The organism is Sphingomonas crocodyli, assembly GCF_004005865.1.
GTDB classification, from domain to species: Bacteria; Pseudomonadota; Alphaproteobacteria; order Sphingomonadales; family Sphingomonadaceae; genus Rhizorhabdus; species Rhizorhabdus crocodyli.
Map to the genome: position 1 here is coordinate 15,994 of NZ_SACN01000005.1, position 17,274 is coordinate 33,267.

General features: G+C 63.5%; 26 protein-coding genes. All 26 read right to left on the reverse strand.

Annotation, left to right across the window (positions count from 1 at the left end; genetic code table 11):
- Window positions 1-28: 28 nt before the first annotated feature.
- Window positions 29-679 (reverse strand): adenylate kinase, encoded by a 651-nt coding sequence (locus tag EOD43_RS21365; RefSeq protein WP_127746241.1) that lies wholly within the window; start codon window positions 677-679, stop codon window positions 29-31.
- Window positions 676-2,043: a preprotein translocase subunit SecY gene (gene secY, locus EOD43_RS21370; protein WP_127746244.1), complete on the reverse strand. Its 1,368-nt coding sequence runs from the start codon at window positions 2,041-2,043 to the stop codon at window positions 676-678. Before secY ends, EOD43_RS21365 begins: the two co-directional genes overlap by 4 nt.
- Before the next feature lie 114 nt (window positions 2,044-2,157).
- Entirely contained in the window at window positions 2,158-2,709 is a 552-nt protein-coding gene (rplO, locus tag EOD43_RS21375; protein WP_127746245.1) for a 50S ribosomal protein L15, read from the reverse strand.
- A gap of 92 nt (window positions 2,710-2,801) precedes the next feature.
- A complete protein-coding gene (locus EOD43_RS21380; RefSeq protein ID WP_127746247.1) occupies window positions 2,802-4,316 on the reverse strand; it encodes a hypothetical protein in 1,515 nt (504 codons plus the stop codon).
- A gap of 194 nt (window positions 4,317-4,510) precedes the next feature.
- Window positions 4,511-4,687, reverse strand: a complete 177-nt coding sequence (gene rpmD, locus EOD43_RS21385) for a 50S ribosomal protein L30 (RefSeq protein ID WP_127746249.1) — start codon at window positions 4,685-4,687, stop codon at window positions 4,511-4,513.
- 6 nt (window positions 4,688-4,693) lie between these two features.
- A complete protein-coding gene (gene rpsE / locus EOD43_RS21390) occupies window positions 4,694-5,410 on the reverse strand; it encodes a 30S ribosomal protein S5 (RefSeq protein ID WP_127746253.1) in 717 nt (238 codons plus the stop codon).
- The gene (rplR, locus tag EOD43_RS21395) at window positions 5,411-5,767 is read right to left on the reverse strand and encodes a 50S ribosomal protein L18 (RefSeq protein ID WP_127746255.1); all 357 of its coding nucleotides are present in this window, start codon (window positions 5,765-5,767) and stop codon (window positions 5,411-5,413) included.
- Window positions 5,767-6,300: a 50S ribosomal protein L6 gene (gene rplF / locus EOD43_RS21400; RefSeq protein ID WP_127746257.1), complete on the reverse strand. Its 534-nt coding sequence runs from the start codon at window positions 6,298-6,300 to the stop codon at window positions 5,767-5,769. The genes rplR and rplF overlap by 1 nt, the downstream gene beginning before the upstream one ends.
- The gene (gene rpsH, locus EOD43_RS21405; RefSeq protein WP_127746260.1) at window positions 6,300-6,695 is read right to left on the reverse strand and encodes a 30S ribosomal protein S8; all 396 of its coding nucleotides are present in this window, start codon (window positions 6,693-6,695) and stop codon (window positions 6,300-6,302) included. The genes rplF and rpsH overlap by 1 nt, the downstream gene beginning before the upstream one ends.
- A gap of 12 nt (window positions 6,696-6,707) precedes the next feature.
- On the reverse strand, window positions 6,708-7,013 hold the full coding sequence (gene rpsN, locus EOD43_RS21410; RefSeq protein ID WP_127746263.1) for a 30S ribosomal protein S14: 306 nt from the start codon (window positions 7,011-7,013) through the stop codon (window positions 6,708-6,710).
- Window positions 7,014-7,044: 31 nt separating this feature from the next.
- Complete coding sequence (rplE, locus tag EOD43_RS21415) at window positions 7,045-7,623, reverse strand: 50S ribosomal protein L5 (protein WP_127746265.1); 579 nt, start codon at window positions 7,621-7,623, stop codon at window positions 7,045-7,047.
- Window positions 7,616-7,933 carry a 50S ribosomal protein L24 gene (gene rplX / locus EOD43_RS21420; RefSeq protein WP_127746268.1) on the reverse strand — a complete coding sequence of 106 codons (318 nt, stop codon included), beginning with the start codon at window positions 7,931-7,933 and terminating at the stop codon, window positions 7,616-7,618. Before rplX ends, rplE begins: the two co-directional genes overlap by 8 nt.
- Entirely contained in the window at window positions 7,933-8,304 is a 372-nt protein-coding gene (rplN, locus tag EOD43_RS21425) for a 50S ribosomal protein L14 (RefSeq protein ID WP_127746271.1), read from the reverse strand. The genes rplX and rplN overlap by 1 nt, the downstream gene beginning before the upstream one ends.
- A 20-nt stretch (window positions 8,305-8,324) precedes the next feature.
- Entirely contained in the window at window positions 8,325-8,585 is a 261-nt protein-coding gene (gene rpsQ / locus EOD43_RS21430; protein ID WP_127746273.1) for a 30S ribosomal protein S17, read from the reverse strand.
- Between the two features lie 11 nt (window positions 8,586-8,596).
- Window positions 8,597-8,800: a 50S ribosomal protein L29 gene (gene rpmC / locus EOD43_RS21435; protein WP_127746275.1), complete on the reverse strand. Its 204-nt coding sequence runs from the start codon at window positions 8,798-8,800 to the stop codon at window positions 8,597-8,599.
- A gap of 1 nt (window position 8,801) precedes the next feature.
- A complete protein-coding gene (gene rplP / locus EOD43_RS21440; RefSeq protein WP_127746278.1) occupies window positions 8,802-9,233 on the reverse strand; it encodes a 50S ribosomal protein L16 in 432 nt (143 codons plus the stop codon).
- Between the two features lie 62 nt (window positions 9,234-9,295).
- Window positions 9,296-9,991: a 30S ribosomal protein S3 gene (gene rpsC, locus EOD43_RS21445; protein WP_127746280.1), complete on the reverse strand. Its 696-nt coding sequence runs from the start codon at window positions 9,989-9,991 to the stop codon at window positions 9,296-9,298.
- Between the two features lies 1 nt (window position 9,992).
- Entirely contained in the window at window positions 9,993-10,373 is a 381-nt protein-coding gene (rplV, locus tag EOD43_RS21450) for a 50S ribosomal protein L22 (protein WP_127746283.1), read from the reverse strand.
- Window positions 10,373-10,648, reverse strand: a complete 276-nt coding sequence (rpsS, locus tag EOD43_RS21455; RefSeq protein ID WP_127746285.1) for a 30S ribosomal protein S19 — start codon at window positions 10,646-10,648, stop codon at window positions 10,373-10,375. The genes rplV and rpsS overlap by 1 nt, the downstream gene beginning before the upstream one ends.
- A gap of 2 nt (window positions 10,649-10,650) precedes the next feature.
- Window positions 10,651-11,487, reverse strand: coding sequence for a 50S ribosomal protein L2 (rplB, locus tag EOD43_RS21460; RefSeq protein WP_127746287.1), 837 nt, complete (start codon window positions 11,485-11,487; stop codon window positions 10,651-10,653).
- Between the two features lies 1 nt (window position 11,488).
- Window positions 11,489-11,806, reverse strand: coding sequence for a 50S ribosomal protein L23 (locus EOD43_RS21465; RefSeq protein WP_127746290.1), 318 nt, complete (start codon window positions 11,804-11,806; stop codon window positions 11,489-11,491).
- Entirely contained in the window at window positions 11,799-12,425 is a 627-nt protein-coding gene (gene rplD, locus EOD43_RS21470) for a 50S ribosomal protein L4 (RefSeq protein ID WP_127746292.1), read from the reverse strand. The genes EOD43_RS21465 and rplD overlap by 8 nt, the downstream gene beginning before the upstream one ends.
- A gap of 2 nt (window positions 12,426-12,427) precedes the next feature.
- Window positions 12,428-13,180 (reverse strand): 50S ribosomal protein L3, encoded by a 753-nt coding sequence (rplC, locus tag EOD43_RS21475; protein ID WP_127746295.1) that lies wholly within the window; start codon window positions 13,178-13,180, stop codon window positions 12,428-12,430.
- A gap of 266 nt (window positions 13,181-13,446) precedes the next feature.
- The gene (gene rpsJ, locus EOD43_RS21480; RefSeq protein WP_011952197.1) at window positions 13,447-13,758 is read right to left on the reverse strand and encodes a 30S ribosomal protein S10; all 312 of its coding nucleotides are present in this window, start codon (window positions 13,756-13,758) and stop codon (window positions 13,447-13,449) included.
- Window positions 13,759-13,864: 106 nt separating this feature from the next.
- Window positions 13,865-15,055, reverse strand: coding sequence for an elongation factor Tu (tuf, locus tag EOD43_RS21485; RefSeq protein WP_127746298.1), 1,191 nt, complete (start codon window positions 15,053-15,055; stop codon window positions 13,865-13,867).
- Window positions 15,056-15,132: 77 nt separating this feature from the next.
- Window positions 15,133-17,226 carry an elongation factor G gene (fusA, locus tag EOD43_RS21490; RefSeq protein WP_127746301.1) on the reverse strand — a complete coding sequence of 698 codons (2,094 nt, stop codon included), beginning with the start codon at window positions 17,224-17,226 and terminating at the stop codon, window positions 15,133-15,135.
- Window positions 17,227-17,274: the final 48 nt, after the last annotated feature.

Genomic DNA, 17,274 nt, shown 5'->3' on the forward strand with positions numbered 1-17,274 from the left:
CGCAGCCCCGCGCGGGGCGCGTTCAGGCTTATTTGCCGTCGAGGATCGCCGCGATCTGCGCGGTGACGGCATCCATCGCCGCCATGCCGTCGACGCGCTTCACCAGGCCGCGCGCTTCATAGATCGGCAGGATCGGCGCGGTCTTGGCGCGATATTCGGCCATGCGGGTGCGCACGGTTTCCTCATTATCGTCCGGACGGCGCTTAAACTCGGTCGACTGGCAGACGTCGCAGACGCCCTCGACCTTCGGCTGCTTGAACGTGTCGTGATAGCCCGCGCCGCACTTGGCGCAGGTGAAGCGGCCGGTGATACGCTCGACCAGCGCATCCTCGTTCACTTCGAGTTCGATCACATGATCGAGCGAACGGCCGCGGCTCTTGAGGATCTCGTCGAGCGAGAGCGCCTGCGCCTCGGTGCGCGGATAGCCGTCGAAAATCGCGCCGGCATCCTTGGCCATCGAATCGAGCTTCTCGCCGATCAGGCCGGAGACGATCTCGTCCGAGACGAGCTGGCCCGCCTCCATCACCGCCTTGGCCTGCAGCCCGATCGGGGTCTCGGCCTTTACGGCCGCGCGGAGCATATCACCGGTCGAAAGCTGGACCATGCCCCGCTCCGCCACCAGTTTTTCAGCCTGCGTCCCCTTACCGGCCCCAGGAGGCCCCAGCAGGATTATATTCAACGCCGCACTCCCCCCTTGAGCTTCGCCTTCTTGATCAGGTCACCATATTGATGCGCGAGCAGGTGACTCTGAATCTGCGTGACGGTGTCGATCGTGACGTTCACGACGATCAACAGGCTGGTGCCCCCCAGATAGAAGGGAATACCCGCCTGCGCGACCAGATATTCCGGCACCAGACAGATGAAGGTCAGATAGGCCGCACCCAGCACCGTGATGCGGGTCAGCACGTAATCGAGATAATCGGCGGTCGTCTTGCCCGGACGGATGCCGGGGATGAAGCCGCCATAACGCTTCAGATTGTCCGCGGTCTCTTCCGGATTGAAGACGACGGCGGTGTAGAAGAAGCAGAAGAAGATGATGCCGAACGCATAGAGCGCCATGTAGAGCGGCGTGCCGTGCTGCAGATACTGGTTGATGGTGATCACGAAATCACCCCAGGCGCTCTCACCCGCCACGCGCTGCCCGGCGAACTGGCTGATCGTCAGCGGCATCAGCAGCAGCGACGAGGCGAAGATCGGCGGGATCACGTTGGCGGTGTTGATCTTCAGCGGCAGGAAGCTCTTGTCCCCCTGCATCATGCCCTTGGCGGTCTGACGCTTGGGATACTGGATCAGCACCTTGCGCTGCGCACGCTCCATGAACACGATCAGCGCGACGAGGCCGATCACGCCGATGATCACGCCACCGATCAGGATCGGCGACATCGAACCGGTGCGGCCGCCTTCGAACACGTTGGCCAGCGCGGTCGGCAGCTGCGAGACGATACCCGCCATGATGATCAGCGAGATGCCGTTGCCGATGCCACGGCTCGTGATCTGCTCACCCAGCCACATCAGGAACATCGTGCCGCCGATCAGCGAGATCACGGTGGTGACGCGGAACAGGTACGGATTGACGATCACCGCGTCGAGGCCGGCGCTGGCGCCCCAGGTCTCAAGGCCAACGGCGATGAAATAGCCCTGGATCGCAGTCAGCAACACCGTGCCGTAGCGCGTGTACTGATTGAGCTTCTTGCGGCCGCTTTCGCCTTCCTTCTTGATCGCGGCGAGCTGCGGCGACAGCGAGGTCGCCAGCTGCACGATGATCGAGGCGGTGATGTACGGCATCACGCCCAGCGCGATCAGCGACATCCGGGTGAGTGCACCGCCCGAGAAGGTGTTGAAGAAATCGAGCACGCCGCCCTTCGTCGTGTCGAACAGCGTCTGCAGCGCGCGCGGATCGAGACCCGGCAGCGGAACATGGCTGAGCAGACGGAAGACGATGAGAGCGCCCAGCGTGAACCACAGGCGCTTCTTGAGCTCGGTAGCCTTCGCAAATTGCGACAGGCTCAGATTGGCGGCCATCTGTTCGGCAGCGGATGCCATGATGTGTCTGGACCCCGAAAAGAAAGAGGGCGGAGGAGCCATGTCTGGCCCGCCCCGCCGCTCCATATAGTGCGTGCTTCAGGCTTGTCAGCCCGAAAGCGACAGGACGTCAGATCAGGCCTTGCCAGCCTTCTTGGCTTCCTTGTCGGCCGCGCGCTGCTTCTGCACCACGCGGTGCTTGGCGGCGGCCTTCTCGGCGGCGGGAACCACCTCGATCACGTCGACCGAACCACCGGCCTTTTCGATCGCGGCCTTGGCACCGGCCGAGACGCCGGCGACCTTGAACGACAGCTTCGCGGTCAGCTCACCCTTGCCCAGGATGCGCACGCCGTCCTTGCCGCCACGGGCGACGCCAGCGGCCTTGAGCGCGGCATGATCGATCACGCCCTTGGCTTCCAGCTTGCCGGCATCGACCAGCTTCTGGATCGCGCCCAGGTTCACTTCAGCGAAGTCCTTGGCGAAGATATTGTTGAAGCCGCGCTTCGGGATGCGCATGTGCAGCGGCATCTGACCGCCTTCGAAGCCGTTGATCGAGACGCCCGAGCGGCTCGTCTGGCCCTTCTGACCGCGACCGGCCGTCTTGCCCACGCCCGAACCGATACCACGGCCGACACGGACGCGGCCCTTGCGGGCGCCGGGATTGTCACGAAGATCGTTGAGTTTCATGTGTGTGCACTCGCTTTCGCTATGTTCGCGCGTTATTGGAAGCGGCGGCCCATAACGGCTGATACAGGCTTTGTCACGCCGGAATCGCCAGATTAGCGTGCGACGACCTCGCTCCAGCGGCCATCACGCCAGATATACGCGCGCGTGAAGCGCGGCAGATCCGGGCCGAACCGGACCGCGCTGAGGTGAACGAAACCGCAGCCACCGCCCGGAGTCCGCTCTGCGACCGGGCGAAAAGCGGCGAAATCGGTCTGCTCGCTTATCCCGCGATCGAACAACAGATTCGTATAGGCGCGCACCGGGCCCGCCATCGCGATCATGGCGCAGGGCAGCTCCGCGCGCGCACCAACGGCATTGGCAAAGCGCCGGTTTGCGGCGTCGACGGCCGCCCAACCGCGCTGCGCATCGAGCAGCCGCTGATAGGTCCAGACATTTTGCGCGAACGCCACCGCGAGCAGCGCCCATGCGATCCAGATGCGCCGACCCAGCAGCGTCATCACATAAGCAAGCAGGATCGCCAGTGGCAGAATGAACTTCAGCCGATCATAGCTGAAACGGATCGCGTGCTGGATCACCACGAGGTTTTCGAGCAGCGGAAAGGCCGCCAGGAACAGGATAGGCACGCCGACGCGAAGGGCCGGTTCGGGGAGGCTATGGCGCCGCCGCCAGACGAACATGGCGGCCGCAGCACCGATCGGCAGCAGCAGGCCGTAGGAGGTCGCATAGCCGCTCACCAACCTCAGCGGGTTGGCACGCACCACCGATCGCGTCACCCCCTGCTTGGCAAGCGCCCGGAGCGTATCGAACAGGCCGGTGTATGCGACATAATGGGCGATCATCAGCGTGATGCCGAGCGCGGCGGCAACTGCGATAAACAGCGCGGGCCGCCGATAGGATGGCGCGCGATGCGCCTTCCACGCGAAGAAGACCACGATGCCCGCACTGAACACCGCATTGGTCCATTCGAACCATGCGCCGACGCAGCATAATCCCGCCAGCACTCCAAGCGGCACAGCGCAGCCGCGCGCTTCCCGCTGCACGATTTCAAGCAGGCAGATGAGACCGAGGATCAGGACGAGCTGATAAAGCTGCTGGGTCCAGTAGATCGGCCCGTAAGAGAGCATCGCCTCACAGGCGAGGATCTGAAGCAGGGCGCCGGCCGCCGCAGCGGGCCATATGCGATCCTCCGGTACATCGACCGCGCGCAGCAGGTGCACGAGCAGGACCAGCAGCGCGATCACTACGGCGGCGTGGAGCAGGATCGTGAATTGGAACAACGCCCACCGGCTCGGCGACTGCCCGGTCAGTTGGAAATAGGCATGCGGCGCCAGGAAGCCCGCGATCGGGAAGGAGGTGTAGATGTAATGGCCCGACGCGATCGGCAGCGTACCGCCCCAGCGCAGATATTTGTCCTGCGGCTTGCCCAGGGTGATCGTGGGCAGAAAATGATGTTCGGAGGCCGGGCTTTCAGCGAGCGCCCTGTCCGTCAAAAGAACGTGATAGGTCGCTTCGAGATTGGGCGCGCCTTCATCGATCGACGGCAGCTTTGCCACCGTGGCCAGAATGAAGATCACCGCGACCAGCGCAATGCTCACGATCCGCGTCATGTCGTCCCCCCAGGCGAACGACGCGAATCAATTACGCAGATTTTCGGGAATTACTCCGCCCGGCGCGGGATACTGGTCCGAAGCCGACCAATCTGCGCGGGAGCACCAAAAGCAAAGGCCCGCCTGCGTCACCGCAAGCGGGCCTGAACTGTTGCATCGACGCCGACGATGTCGGCGTCAGGCAAGATCGAGGATCAGTCCTCGACCTTCACCATGTGCTGCACCTTCTTGATCATGCCGCGGACTTCGGGGGTGTCCTGAAGCTCGCGGGTGCGGTGCATCTTGTTGAGGCCGAGGCCGATCAGCGTCGCGCGCTGATCGGGGGTGCGGCGGATCGGCGAACCGATCTGGGTGACCTTGACGGTAGCCATGTTCGATTACTCCGCGATCGCGGCCGCTTCGGCCTCGGCAACCTGGCCCGAAGCACCGCCACGACCCAGCAGGTCGGCGATCTTCTTGCCACGGCGCTGCGACACCGACTTCGGCGAAGTCTGATCCTTGAGCGCCTCGAAGGTCGCACGGATCATGTTGTAGGGGTTCGAGGTGCCGACCGACTTGGTCACCACGTCGTGAACACCCAGGCTTTCGAAGATAGCGCGCATCGGACCGCCGGCGATGATGCCGGTGCCCGGAGGCGCGGTGCGGACGCTGACGCGGCCGGCGCCGAAATGACCCTTGCCGTCGTGATGGAGGGTGCGGCCCTCCTTCAGCGGAACGCGGATCATCGCCTTCTTCGCAGCGGCGGTCGCCTTCGAGATGGCTTCCGGCACTTCGCGAGCCTTGCCGTGGCCGAAGCCCGAGCGGCCCTTGCCATCGCCGACCACGACGAGCGCGGCGAAGCCGAAGCGCTTACCGCCCTTCACGGTCTTCGAGACGCGGTTGATGTGGACGAGCTTCTCGATCAGCTCCTCGCCCTGCTCTTCCGCATTCTTGTTGCGGTCGTCGCGACGGCCACGATTGCCGTCACGGCCACGGCCGCCACGATCGTTGTTGCCGCCACGGCCACGGCCGCCACGTGCGCCACGGCGCTCGCCCTGGCCTTCGGCCCCGGCTTCGACCGGCGCGCCGGTCTGGATTTCGGTTTCGTCAGCCATTTAGAACTCCAATCCGCCTTCGCGGGCCGCATCGGCCAGCGCCTTGACGCGACCGTGGAACAGGAAACCGCCGCGATCGAACACCACCTGGGTGACGCCCGCCGCCTTGGCGCGCTCGGCAACCGCCTTGCCAACCGAAGCAGCCGCTTCGGTGGTGGCGCCGGTCGCTTCGCGCAGATCCTTGTCGAGCGTCGAAGCGGCCGCGAGGGTACGGCCCTGCGCGTCGTCGATCACCTGGGCGTAGATGTGGCGGCCCGAGCGATGGATCGACAGGCGCGGACGCATGCCACCACGAGCGCGGAGCGCGGTGCGAACGCGCCGACGGCGGCGTTCGAAGAGAGAGAGACCCTTGGCCATTACTTCTTCTTCCCTTCCTTACGGAAGATGAACTCGCCCTGGTACTTGATGCCCTTGCCCTTATAGGGCTCCGGCTTGCGCCAACGGCGGATTTCCGCGGCCACCTGGCCGACCTGCTGCTTGTCGATGCCCGTGATCTGGACGGTCGTCTGATCCGGCGTCGCGATCGTGATCCCTTCGGGGATCGCGAAGTCGACGTCGTGGCTGTAGCCGAGCTGCAGCTTCAGATTCTTGCCCTGGACGTTGGCGCGATAGCCGACGCCGGTGATCTGGAGGGTCTTCGAATAACCCTCGGTCACACCCGTGATCAGGTTCTGGACCAGCGTGCGCTGCATGCCCCAGAACGAGCGCGAACGCTTCGTCTCGTTGGCCGGCTGCACCGAGATGCTGCCATCTTCGAGCGCATAGGTGACTTCATCAGCCAGACCCATGCTGAGCGTGCCCTTCGGCCCCTTGACCGAAAGCGTCTTGCCTTCGATCGAGGCGGTGACGCCGGCCGGAACCGGAACAGGGCGCTTACCAATGCGGCTCATCAGAAGACCTCCGCGAGAACCTCGCCGCCGACATTCTGCTCACGCGCTTCCGCGTCGGACAGAACACCCTTAGGCGTCGAGACGATGGTGATGCCGAGGCCGTTGCGCACGCGCGGAAGCTCCTTGGAGCCCGAATAGATGCGGCGGCCGGGCTTCGAGACGCGGGCGACATGCTGGATCGCCGGCTGGCCCTCGAAATATTTCAGCTCGATGCGCAGGCCGTCATGGCCGGCGACAGTCTCTGCGCTGTAGCCACGGATGTAGCCTTCACGCTGGAGAACGTCGAGCACGCGGGCGCGCAGCTTGGACGCGGGGGAAACCACGCTGTCCTTGCGGGCGCGCTGCCCGTTGCGGATGCGGGTGAGCAGATCACCCAAAGGATCGGTCAGAGCCATCTGTTCTTTTCCTTACCAGCTCGACTTGGTGACGCCGGGGATCAGGCCCTTGTTGGCCAGATCGCGCAGCTGAACACGGCACAGCCGGAACTTGCGGTAATAAGCGCGGGGACGGCCCGTCACTTCGCAACGGTTACGCACGCGGGTCGGGTTCGCATTACGCGGCAGCTCGGCCATCTTGAGGCGAGCGATCAGACGCTCGGTCTCGTCCGCGTTCTTGTCGTTCGCGATCGCCTTGAGCTTCGCATATTTGGGCGCGTAAGCCGCGACCATCTTCTTGCGCTTCTCGTTCTTGTTGATCGAACTCAGTTTCGCCATGACTTAAGTTCTTCCTTATCCAGCAGACCGCTTACGCGGCCTGCTTCTGGTCCTGGTTGGTCGGGAACGGGAAGCCGAAGAGGCGCAGCAGTTCGCGCGCTTCTTCATCCGTGTTCGCCGAGGTCGCGATGATCACGTCCATGCCGCGGATCTTGTCGACCTTGTCGTAGCTGATTTCCGGGAAGATCAGCTGTTCCTTGAGGCCGGTCGCATAATTGCCACGGCCGTCGAACGACTTGTCCGAAAGGCCGCGGAAGTCGCGGACGCGCGGGAGCGCGATCGTGACGAAGCGATCGAGGAATTCGTACATGCGCTCACGACGAAGGGTGACCTTCGCGCCGATCGGCATGCCTTCACGCAGCTTGAACTGCGCGATCGACTTCTTCGCCTTGGTGATCACCGACTTCTGGCCGGCGATCAGCGTCATCTCGTTCGCGGCCTGCTCGACCCGCTTCTTGTCCTGCGTCGCTTCACCAACGCCCATGTTGAGGACGATCTTGGTGATCTTCGGGACCTGCATCGGGTTCGTGTAGCCGAACTTTTCCGTCATCGCCTTGACGATCTTCTCGTCATAGAGCTTGCGGAAGCGCGGAGTGTAGGCATCAGCCATTGATCGTCTCCCCGGTCTTGACGGCCACGCGGACCTTCTTGCCGTCCTTGACCTCGAAGCGGACGCGGGTCGGCTTGCCGTCGGCAGTCGCGATCGCGACCTTCGAAACGTGCAGCGGCGCCTCGACGCGCTCCAGCCCGCCCTGCGGGTTGGCCTGGCTCGGCTTGCGGTGACGGGTCGAGACGTTGATGCCCGACACGATCACCTTGGCTTCCTTCGGGAACGACTTGGTGACCTCACCGGTCTTGCCCTTGTCCTTACCCGACAGGACGACGACCTTGTCGCCCTTCTTGATCTTCAGCGCGCTCATCACAGCACCTCGGGGGCGAGCGAAATGATCTTCATGTGGTTCTTGGCGCGGAGCTCGCGAACCACCGGACCGAAGATGCGCGTGCCGATCGGCTCGCCCGAGTTCTTGTTGATCAGAACCGCGGCGTTGCCGTCGAAACGGATCGTCGATCCGTCGGCGCGATGGATGTCCTTGGCAGTGCGGACGATGACGGCGCGATGCACGTCACCCTTCTTCACCTTGCCGCGCGGAGCCGCTTCCTTGATCGAGACGACGATGATGTCGCCCACGGTCGCGAAACGGCGCTTCGACCCGCCCAGCACCTTGATGCACTGCACCCTCTTTGCGCCGCTGTTGTCAGCAACGTCGAGGTTCGTCTGCATCTGGATCATGTGTCAGACCCTTCCGTTAATCAGGCGTGGTTCGGCGTCGCGTGGGTATCAACCCGCTCGATCACCTTCCACGTCTTGAGCTTCGAAATCGGGGCGGTCTCTTCGATCCGCACCGTCTCGCCCTCGTGAAACTCATTCGCTTCGTCGTGGGCGTGATACTTCTTCGACCGCTTGATGATCTTGCCGTAGAGGCCGTGCTTCACACGACGCTCCACCTTGACCACCACGGTCTTGTCGGTCTTCTCGGAGACAACCACTCCGGTCAGCACGCGCTTCGGCATGGTTGGGCTCCTTACTTCGCAGCCGCAGCGGTGCGCTGCGTCTGCAGGGTCTTGATCTGCGCGATCGTGCGGCGAACTTCGCGCACACGGCTCGGCTTCTCGAGCTGGCTGGTCGCCGCCTGGAAGCGCAGGTTGAACTGCTCACGCTTCAGGTTGCCCAGCTCCTGCGAGAGCTGGTCGTCGGTGAGACCGGTGAGATCGGCAATCTTCGCCATCTTACGCTTCCTCGTAAATCGACTCGCCGAAGCGAGCGACGACCTTGGTCTTGATCGGCAGCTTTTCCATCGCGCGCTCGAAAGCGACGCGGGCGAGCGGGCCGGGAACACCGTCGAGCTCGAACAGGATACGGCCGGGCTTGACGCGGGCCGCCCAGAATTCCGGCGAACCCTTACCCGAGCCCATGCGGACTTCGGCGGGCTTCGACGAAACCGGAACGTCCGGGAACACGCGGATCCACAAACGCCCCTGGCGCTTGATGTGACGCGTGATCGCGCGGCGGGCCGCTTCGATCTGGCGGGCGGTGATCCGCTCCGGCTCGAGAGCCTTGAGGCCGAACGCGCCGAAGTTCAGCGTCGCGCCGCCGGGCGCGTTGCCATGAATGCGGCCCTTGTGGGCCTTACGGAATTTTGTGCGCTTTGGTTGCAGCATTATCTATCGCCTTCTGACACCGATGTCCGGTCGATCAGGCGACGCTGACAAGGGGAAACCCCTTATCGCGCCGGCCGGACCCCCGACGTCTGAGCTTCCATCATCAGCCGGTCCTGAGCCATCGGATCATGGCCCAGGATCTCACCCTTGAAGATCCAGACCTTGATGCCGCACACGCCATAGGCGGTGTGAGCTTCGGCTTCGGCATAGTCGACGTTCGCGCGCAGCGTGTGCAGCGGCACGCGACCTTCGCGATACCACTCGGTGCGGGCGATTTCCGCGCCGCCCAGACGGCCGGCGCAGGTGATGCGGATACCTTCGGCACCGAGACGCAGCGCCGACTGCACCGCACGCTTCATGGCGCGGCGGAAGGCGATACGACGCTCGAGCTGATCGGCGACACCCTGGGCGACGAGCTTCGAGTCGATTTCCGGCTTGCGGATTTCGACGATGTTGAGGCTCACCTCCGACGAGGTCATCTTGCCGAGCGCACGGCGCAGCTTTTCGATGTCCGCGCCCTTCTTGCCGATGATGACACCGGGACGGGCGGCATAGATCGAGATGCGGCACAGCTTGGCCGGACGCTCGATCACGACCTTCGAGATCGCGGCCTGCGGGATCGCCTTCATGATGTGCTTGCGGATCTTCAGATCCTCAAGCAGCAGGCGGCCGTAGTCGGCGCCGTCGGCGTACCAGCGGCTGTCCCAGGTGCGGTTGATCTGCAACCGCATACCGATCGGGTTGGACTTCTGACCCATATTATTCGGCCTCTTCCTGCTCACGCACGACCACGCGGATGCGCGAGAACGGCTTGATGATGCGGGTCGACTTGCCGCGACCGCGGGTGGCGAAACGCTTCATGACGATCGACTTGCCGACCGAAGCTTCCTTCACCACGAGCGCGTCGACGTCGAGGTTGTGGTTGTTCTCGGCGTTCGCAATGGCGCTCGCGAGCACCTTGCGGACGTCGACCGCCATCGCCTTCTTCGAGAAGGTGAGGATGTTGAGCGCGTCGCCGGCCTTCTTGCCGCGGATCAGGCCCGCAACAAGATTGAGCTTCTGCGCGCTGCCGCGGACGGTGGTGGCGACCGCAAGGGCCTCCTTCTCATCGACCCGGCGCGGAGCTGCGGGCTTCGACATCAGCGCTTACCCTTCTTGTCGGCGGCGTGGCCGGGGAAGTAGCGCGTCGGCGCGAACTCACCCAGCTTGTGACCGACCATGTCCTCGTTGACCGACACCGGCACGAACTTGCGGCCGTTGTAGACGTTGAACGTGAGTCCAACGAACTGCGGGAGAATGGTGGAACGGCGCGACCAGGTCTTGATCGGAGCGCGCGCGCCACTGTCCTGAGCGCCTTCCGCCTTCCGAAGAAGGTGCAGATCGACGAACGGACCTTTCCAGACGGAACGGGCCATGATTACCTCTTCTTCTTCGCGTGACGCGAGCGAATGATGAACTTGTCGGTCGACTTGTTGGAACGCGTGCGCGCACCCTTCGTCGGCTTGCCCCACGGGGTGACCGGATGACGGCCGCCCGAGGTGCGGCCTTCACCACCGCCGTGCGGGTGGTCGACCGGGTTCTTGGCGACGCCGCGGGTCAGCGGACGCTTGCCGAGCCAGCGATTGCGGCCGGCCTTCGCCAGGTTCTGGTTGGCGTTGTCCGGGTTCGAAACCGCGCCGACCGTGCACATGCAATCCGAACGGATATAGCGCTGCTCGCCCGAGTTCAGGCGAACCATCACCATACCCTTGTCGCGACCGACGATCTGCACATAGGTGCCCGCCGCACGTGCGATCTGACCGCCCTTGCCGGGCTTCATTTCGACGTTGTGGACGATCGTGCCGACCGGAGCCTGGCCGATTTCCATCGCGTTGCCCGGCTTGGTGTCGGTCTTCTTGGCCGCAATGACCGTGTCGCCGACCGCCAGACGCTGCGGTGCGAGGATGTAGGCGAGTTCGCCGTCCTCATACTTCACCAGCGCGATGAAGCCCGAGCGGTTGGGATCGTACTCAAGACGCTCGACCGTCGCGGGCTGATCCCACTTGCGGCGCTTGAAGTCGACGATGCGATACTTCTGCTTGTGGCCGCCCGCGATGCCGCGCGCAGTCGCGTGGCCCTGGTTGTTGCGGCCGCCCGACTTCGTCTTGCCTTCGGTCAGCGCCTTGACGGGGCGCCCCTTGAACAGGCCCGACTTGTCGACGAGGATCAGGCCACGGCGGGCCGGGCTCGTCGGGTTATAATGCTTGAGTGCCATCTCAGCGCACGCCTTCCGTCACGTCGATCGACTGACCTTCGGCCAGCGTCACGATCGCCTTCTTCACGTCCGAGCGCTTGTAGGCTTCGCCCTTCCAGCGCTTGGTCTTGCCCTTCGAGACGATCGTGTTGACGCCCTTGACGGTCACGCCCCACAGAGCCTCGACAGCCGCCTTGATCTCGGGCTTGGTAGCCGAGCCAGCGACCTGGAACACGATCGCATTATGCTCGGAGAGCAGCGTCGTCTTCTCGGTGATGTGGGGCTTGAGCACCACGTCATAGTGGCGGATGTCCACCACGGCTTCCTGCTTCTTAGCCATTGAAGCGCGCCTCCAGCTTCTCGACCGCGGCGCGGGTCAGCACCAGAGTCTCATGCTTCAGAATGTCATAGACGTTGGCACCGATCGCCGGCAGCACGTTGAGCTTCGGAATGTTCGAAGACGCCAGCGCGAAACCGTTGTCGACCATGTCGCCATCGATGACGAGCGTGGTGTTGCCGAAGCCCAGCTTGCCGATCTGGCCGACCAGGATCTTGGTCTTGGCATCGGCCATCGCCAGCGTGTCGAGCACGACCAGCTTGCCGTCCTTCGCCTTCGACGAAAGCGCCATCTTCAGGCCGAGCGCGCGAACCTTCTTGTTCAGCGACGGATTGAAGTCACGGACGCGAGGACCATGAGCCTTACCACCGCCGATGAAGTTCGGGGCGCGGCGATCGCCGTGACGAGCCGTACCGCCGCCCTTCTGGTTGCCGAACTTCTTGCCGGTGCGGGCAACGTCCGAACGCTCACGCGCACCGCGGGCGGTGCCGCGACGCTTTTCGAGCTGCCAGGTGACGACGCGATGCAGGATGTCGGCGCGCGGCTCGACGGCGAAGATCTCGTCGTTGAGCTCGATGTCGCCCGACGCCTTGGCGTCGAGGGTCTGAACCTTGACCTTCATGATCAGCCCTCCCGGCCTTCGGTCGCTTCCGGAGCCACAGCCTCTTCGGCGGGCGTGTCAGCGACGTTGTTGCTGTTGGCGGCAGCCTTCAGGCCGGCCGGATACGGCGCATCCTTGGGGGCCGGAACCTTCACCGAGTCCTTGACGAGCAGCCACGTGCCCTTCGAACCGGGGACCGAACCCTTGACGAACAGCAGGCCACGCTCGGCGTCCGTCTGGACGATCTCGAGGCTCTGCTGGGTGCGCTGACGGTCGCCCATGTGGCCGGCCATCTTCTTGTTCTTGAACACGCGGCCCGGATCCTGACGGTTACCGGTCGAACCGAGCGAACGGTGCGAGACCGAGACGCCGTGGGTCGCGCGCAGACCGCCGAAGCCCCAACGCTTCATACCGCCCGCAAAGCCCTTGCCCTGCGTGTGGCCCGAAACGTCGACCAGCTGGCCGGCGACGAAATGCTCGGCCGACAGTTCGGCGCCGACGTCGAGGAGGTTATCCTCGGTCACGCGGAACTCGACCAGGACAGCCTTGGGCTCGACTTCGGCCTTGCCGAAGTGGCCGCGCTGCGGCTTGGCGACATTCTTCGCCTTGGCGGTGCCGGCGCCGAGCTGAACCGCGACATAACCGTCGCTGTCCGCTTCCTTGCGAGCCACCACCTGCACGTTGTCCAGCTGCAGAACGGTCACCGGCACGTGCCGGCCATCGTCCTGAAACAGGCGGGTCATACCCATCTTCTTCGCGATCACGCCTGTGCGCATGATCTGCTCCTTCCCAAACAGAGGCTCGCGTTAGCGGCGAGCGTGCCAACGAAAAAGGCTCCGGTTAACCGAAGCCTCCAGCCCATAATCAGACAGCCCCCGCCCGGGCTCGGTTTCCACATACCGGATGATCCGGGATGCGAAGGCGGGGACTCGGACACCGGCAGTTGCCGGTCGGTATCCCTGTCTTTTCGCTATCGGCCTCAATCCATCAGGAGAGGCAAATAACCCCGCAAAGTCGATTCGACCCTGCGGGAGCCGGCGCTTTACGCCAGTTTGATCTCGACATCAACACCTGCTGCGAGATCGAGCTTCATGAGAGCGTCGACGGTCTGCGGGGTGGGCTGAACGATGTCCAGCAGGCGCTTATAGGTGCGCACCTCGAACTGCTCGCGCGACTTCTTGTCGATGTGAGGGCCACGGTTGACCGTGAACTTCTCGATGCGCGTCGGCAGCGGAATAGGGCCACGGATGAGAGCGCCGGTGCGGCGCGCGGTGTCGGCGATGTCGCCGGTCGCCTGATCGAGCACACGGTGATCGAACGCCTTCAGGCGAATGCGGATGTTCTGCGTTTCCATGGTCCTACCGATTCAAAGAGCCGCGGGTGGATGACCACCCCTTACATAAATAGCAAACCGGCCGACTCCCGAGGGAGCCGGCCGGCTCGTAAGGCTTGCGCCTATATTACTTCGAGATCGCGCTGACAACCCCGGCGCCGACGGTGCGGCCGCCTTCACGGATCGAGAAGCGGAGACCTTCTTCCATCGCGATCGGAGCGATCAGCTTGACGCCGAGCTTCACGTTGTCGCCGGGCATGACCATCTCGGTGCCCTCGGGCAGCTCGACGGTGCCGGTGACGTCCGTGGTGCGGAAGTAGAACTGCGGACGATAGTTCGCAAAGAACGGCGTATGACGGCCACCCTCTTCCTTCGACAGGACGTACACTTCCGACGAGAAGTCGGTGTGCGGCTTGATCGAACCCGGCTTGCAGAGAACCTGACCACGCTCGACTTCTTCACGGCCGACGCCGCGGATCAGCGCGCCGATGTTGTCGCCAGCCTGACCCGAGTCGAGCAGCTTGCGGAACATTTCAACGCCCGTGACGGTGGTCTTGCGGGTGTCCTTGAGGCCGACGATCTCGACTTCCTCACCAACCTTCACGATGCCGGTTTCGACACGGCCGGTGACGACGGTGCCGCGACCCGAGATCGAGAACACGTCTTCGATCGGCATCAGGAACGGACGATCGAGCGGACGCTCCGGCTGCGGGATATATTCGTCCACAGCGGCCATCAGCTTGAGAACGGCGTTCTTGCCGATCTCGTCGTTCGAACCGTCGAGAGCCTTCACGGCCGAACCCTGGATGACGGGGATGTCATCGCCCGGGAAGTCGTACGACGACAGCAGCTCGCGGATTTCCAGTTCGACGAGCTCGAGGATCTCGGCGTCGTCGACGAGGTCGACCTTGTTCATGAACACGACCAGAGCCGGCACGCCGACCTGACGGGCGAGGAGGATGTGCTCGCGGGTCTGCGGCATCGGGCCGTCGGTGGCCGACACGACCAGGATGCCGCCGTCCATCTGCGCGGCGCCGGTGATCATGTTCTTCACATAGTCGGCGTGGCCGGGGCAGTCGACGTGCGCATAGTGGCGCTTCTCGGTCTCATACTCGACGTGCGCGGTCGAGATGGTGATGCCGCGCTCGCGCTCTTCCGGAGCCTTGTCGATGTTGGCGTAGTCGACGAACGTCGCGCCGCCGGTCTCGGCCAGAACCTTCGTGATGGCGGCGGTGAGCGACGTCTTGCCGTGGTCGACGTGGCCGATGGTGCCGATGTTGCAGTGCGGCTTCGTCCGCTCAAACTTAGCTTTCGCCATTTTTCCTACCTTCTTTCGCGAATCGTTTCCCGGACGGTCCGCCGGATGCGGACGCGCCCATAACTACAATTTTGTGATTATGCCAGCTTTGCCTTGACCTCGTCGGCCACGTTCGGCGGCACTTCGTCATAATGCGAGAACTGCATCGAGTACTGCGCACGCCCCTGCGTGAACGAACGCAGCTGGTTGACGTAGCCGAACATGTTCGCGAGCGGGACCATCGCCTCGACCACCTGGGCATTGCCCCGCGTGTCGGTGCCCTGGATCTGCCCACGACGGCTGTTCATGTCGCCGATCACGTCGCCGAGATAATCCTCAGGCGTGACCACCTCGACCTTCATCACCGGCTCGAGCAGCTTGATGCCCGACTTCTGAGCGCCTTCGCGCATCGCCGCACGGCCCGTGATTTCGAATGCGAGAGCCGACGAGTCGACGTCGTGATACGCGCCGTCGTACAGGTTGATCTCGAAATCGATGATCGGGAAGCCGACCAGCGCGCCCGAAGCCGCCGTCTCGCGCATGCCCTTTTCGATCGCGGGGATATATTCCTTCGGAATGTTACCGCCCTTGACCTCATCCTTGAAGATGATGCCCGAACCGCGCTCACCCGGGGTAAGCTTCAGCTTGACGCGACCGAACTGACCGGTGCCGCCCGACTGCTTCTTGTGGGTGTAGTCGATGTCCACCGGCTTCGCGAGATATTCGCGATACGCCACCTGCGGCGCGCCGACATTCGCTTCGACCTTGAACTCGCGCTTCATGCGATCGACGATGATTTCGAGGTGGAGTTCGCCCATCCCCTTGATGATCGTCTGGCCGCTCTCGCTGTCCGAAGCCACGCGGAACGACGGGTCTTCGCGAGCGAGACGGTTGAGCGCGACGCCCATCTTTTCCTGGTCGGCCTTGGTCTTCGGCTCCACCGAAAGCTCGATAACGGGCTCGGGGAACTCCATGCGCTCCAGGATGATCGGGGCGTTCGACGCGCACAGCGTGTCGCCGGTCGTCGTGTCCTTCAGGCCCGCCAGAGCGACGATGTCGCCCGCATAAGCGATCTGGATGTCTTCACGCTCGTTCGCATGCATCAGCAGCATACGACCGACCTTTTCCTTCTTGTCCTTCACCGAGTTCAGGACCTGCGACGCGGTTTCGAGCTTGCCCGAATAGATGCGCGCGAAGGTGAGCGTGCCGACGAACGGATCGTTCATGATCTTGAACGCCAGCGCCGAGAAGGGCGCCTCGTCCGACGACGGACGATCGGCCTCGTCGCCGTTCGGCAGGATGCCCTTGATGGCGGGAACGTCGAGCGGGCTCGGCAGATAATCGACAACGGCGTCGAGCAGCGGCTGAACGCCCTTGTTCTTGAAGGCCGAACCGCAGACGATCGGAACGAACGCCATCGTCAGCGTACCCTTGCGGATCAGCTTCTTGAGGTCGGCCGTGCTCGGCTCGTTGCCCTCGAGATAGGCTTCCATGAGATCGTCGTCGAGTTCGACGGCCATCTCGATCAGCTCGCTGCGATACTTGGCGGCCTTTTCCTTCAGGTCATCGGGGATGTCCTGATATTCGAACTTCGCGCCCAGGCTCTCTTCGAGCCAGATGATCGCGCGGTTCTCGACCAGATCGACCAGGCCCTTGAAGCCGCCTTCGATGCCGATCGGGAGATACAGCACGGCCGGCTTCGCGCCGAGGCGATCGATGATCGAGTTGACGCAGTAGTAGAAGTCAGCGCCGGTGCGATCGAGCTTGTTGACGAAGCACATGCGCGGCACGCCGTACTTGTCGGCCTGACGCCACACGGTTTCCGACTGCGGCTCAACGCCCGCAACGCCGTCGAAGCACGCAACCGCACCGTCGAGCACGCGCAGCGAACGCTCGACTTCGATCGTGAAGTCGACGTGGCCGGGGGTGTCGATGATGTTGATCAGGTGCTCGGGGCCCTTGCCGTCCTCGGCCTTCCACTTGCAGGTGGTGGCAGCCGACGTGATCGTGATCCCGCGCTCCTGCTCCTGCTCCATCCAGTCCATCGTCGCGGTGCCTTCATGCACTTCGCCGATCTTGTAGGACTTGCCGGTGTAATAGAGGATACGCTCGGTCGTCGTCGTCTTGCCGGCGTCGATGTGCGCCATGATGCCGATATTGCGATAACGCTCGAGCGGATGGCTGCGGGCCATGATTGCTTCCTTGCGGTTATGGAGAGCCGGACGATCCGACACCCCACG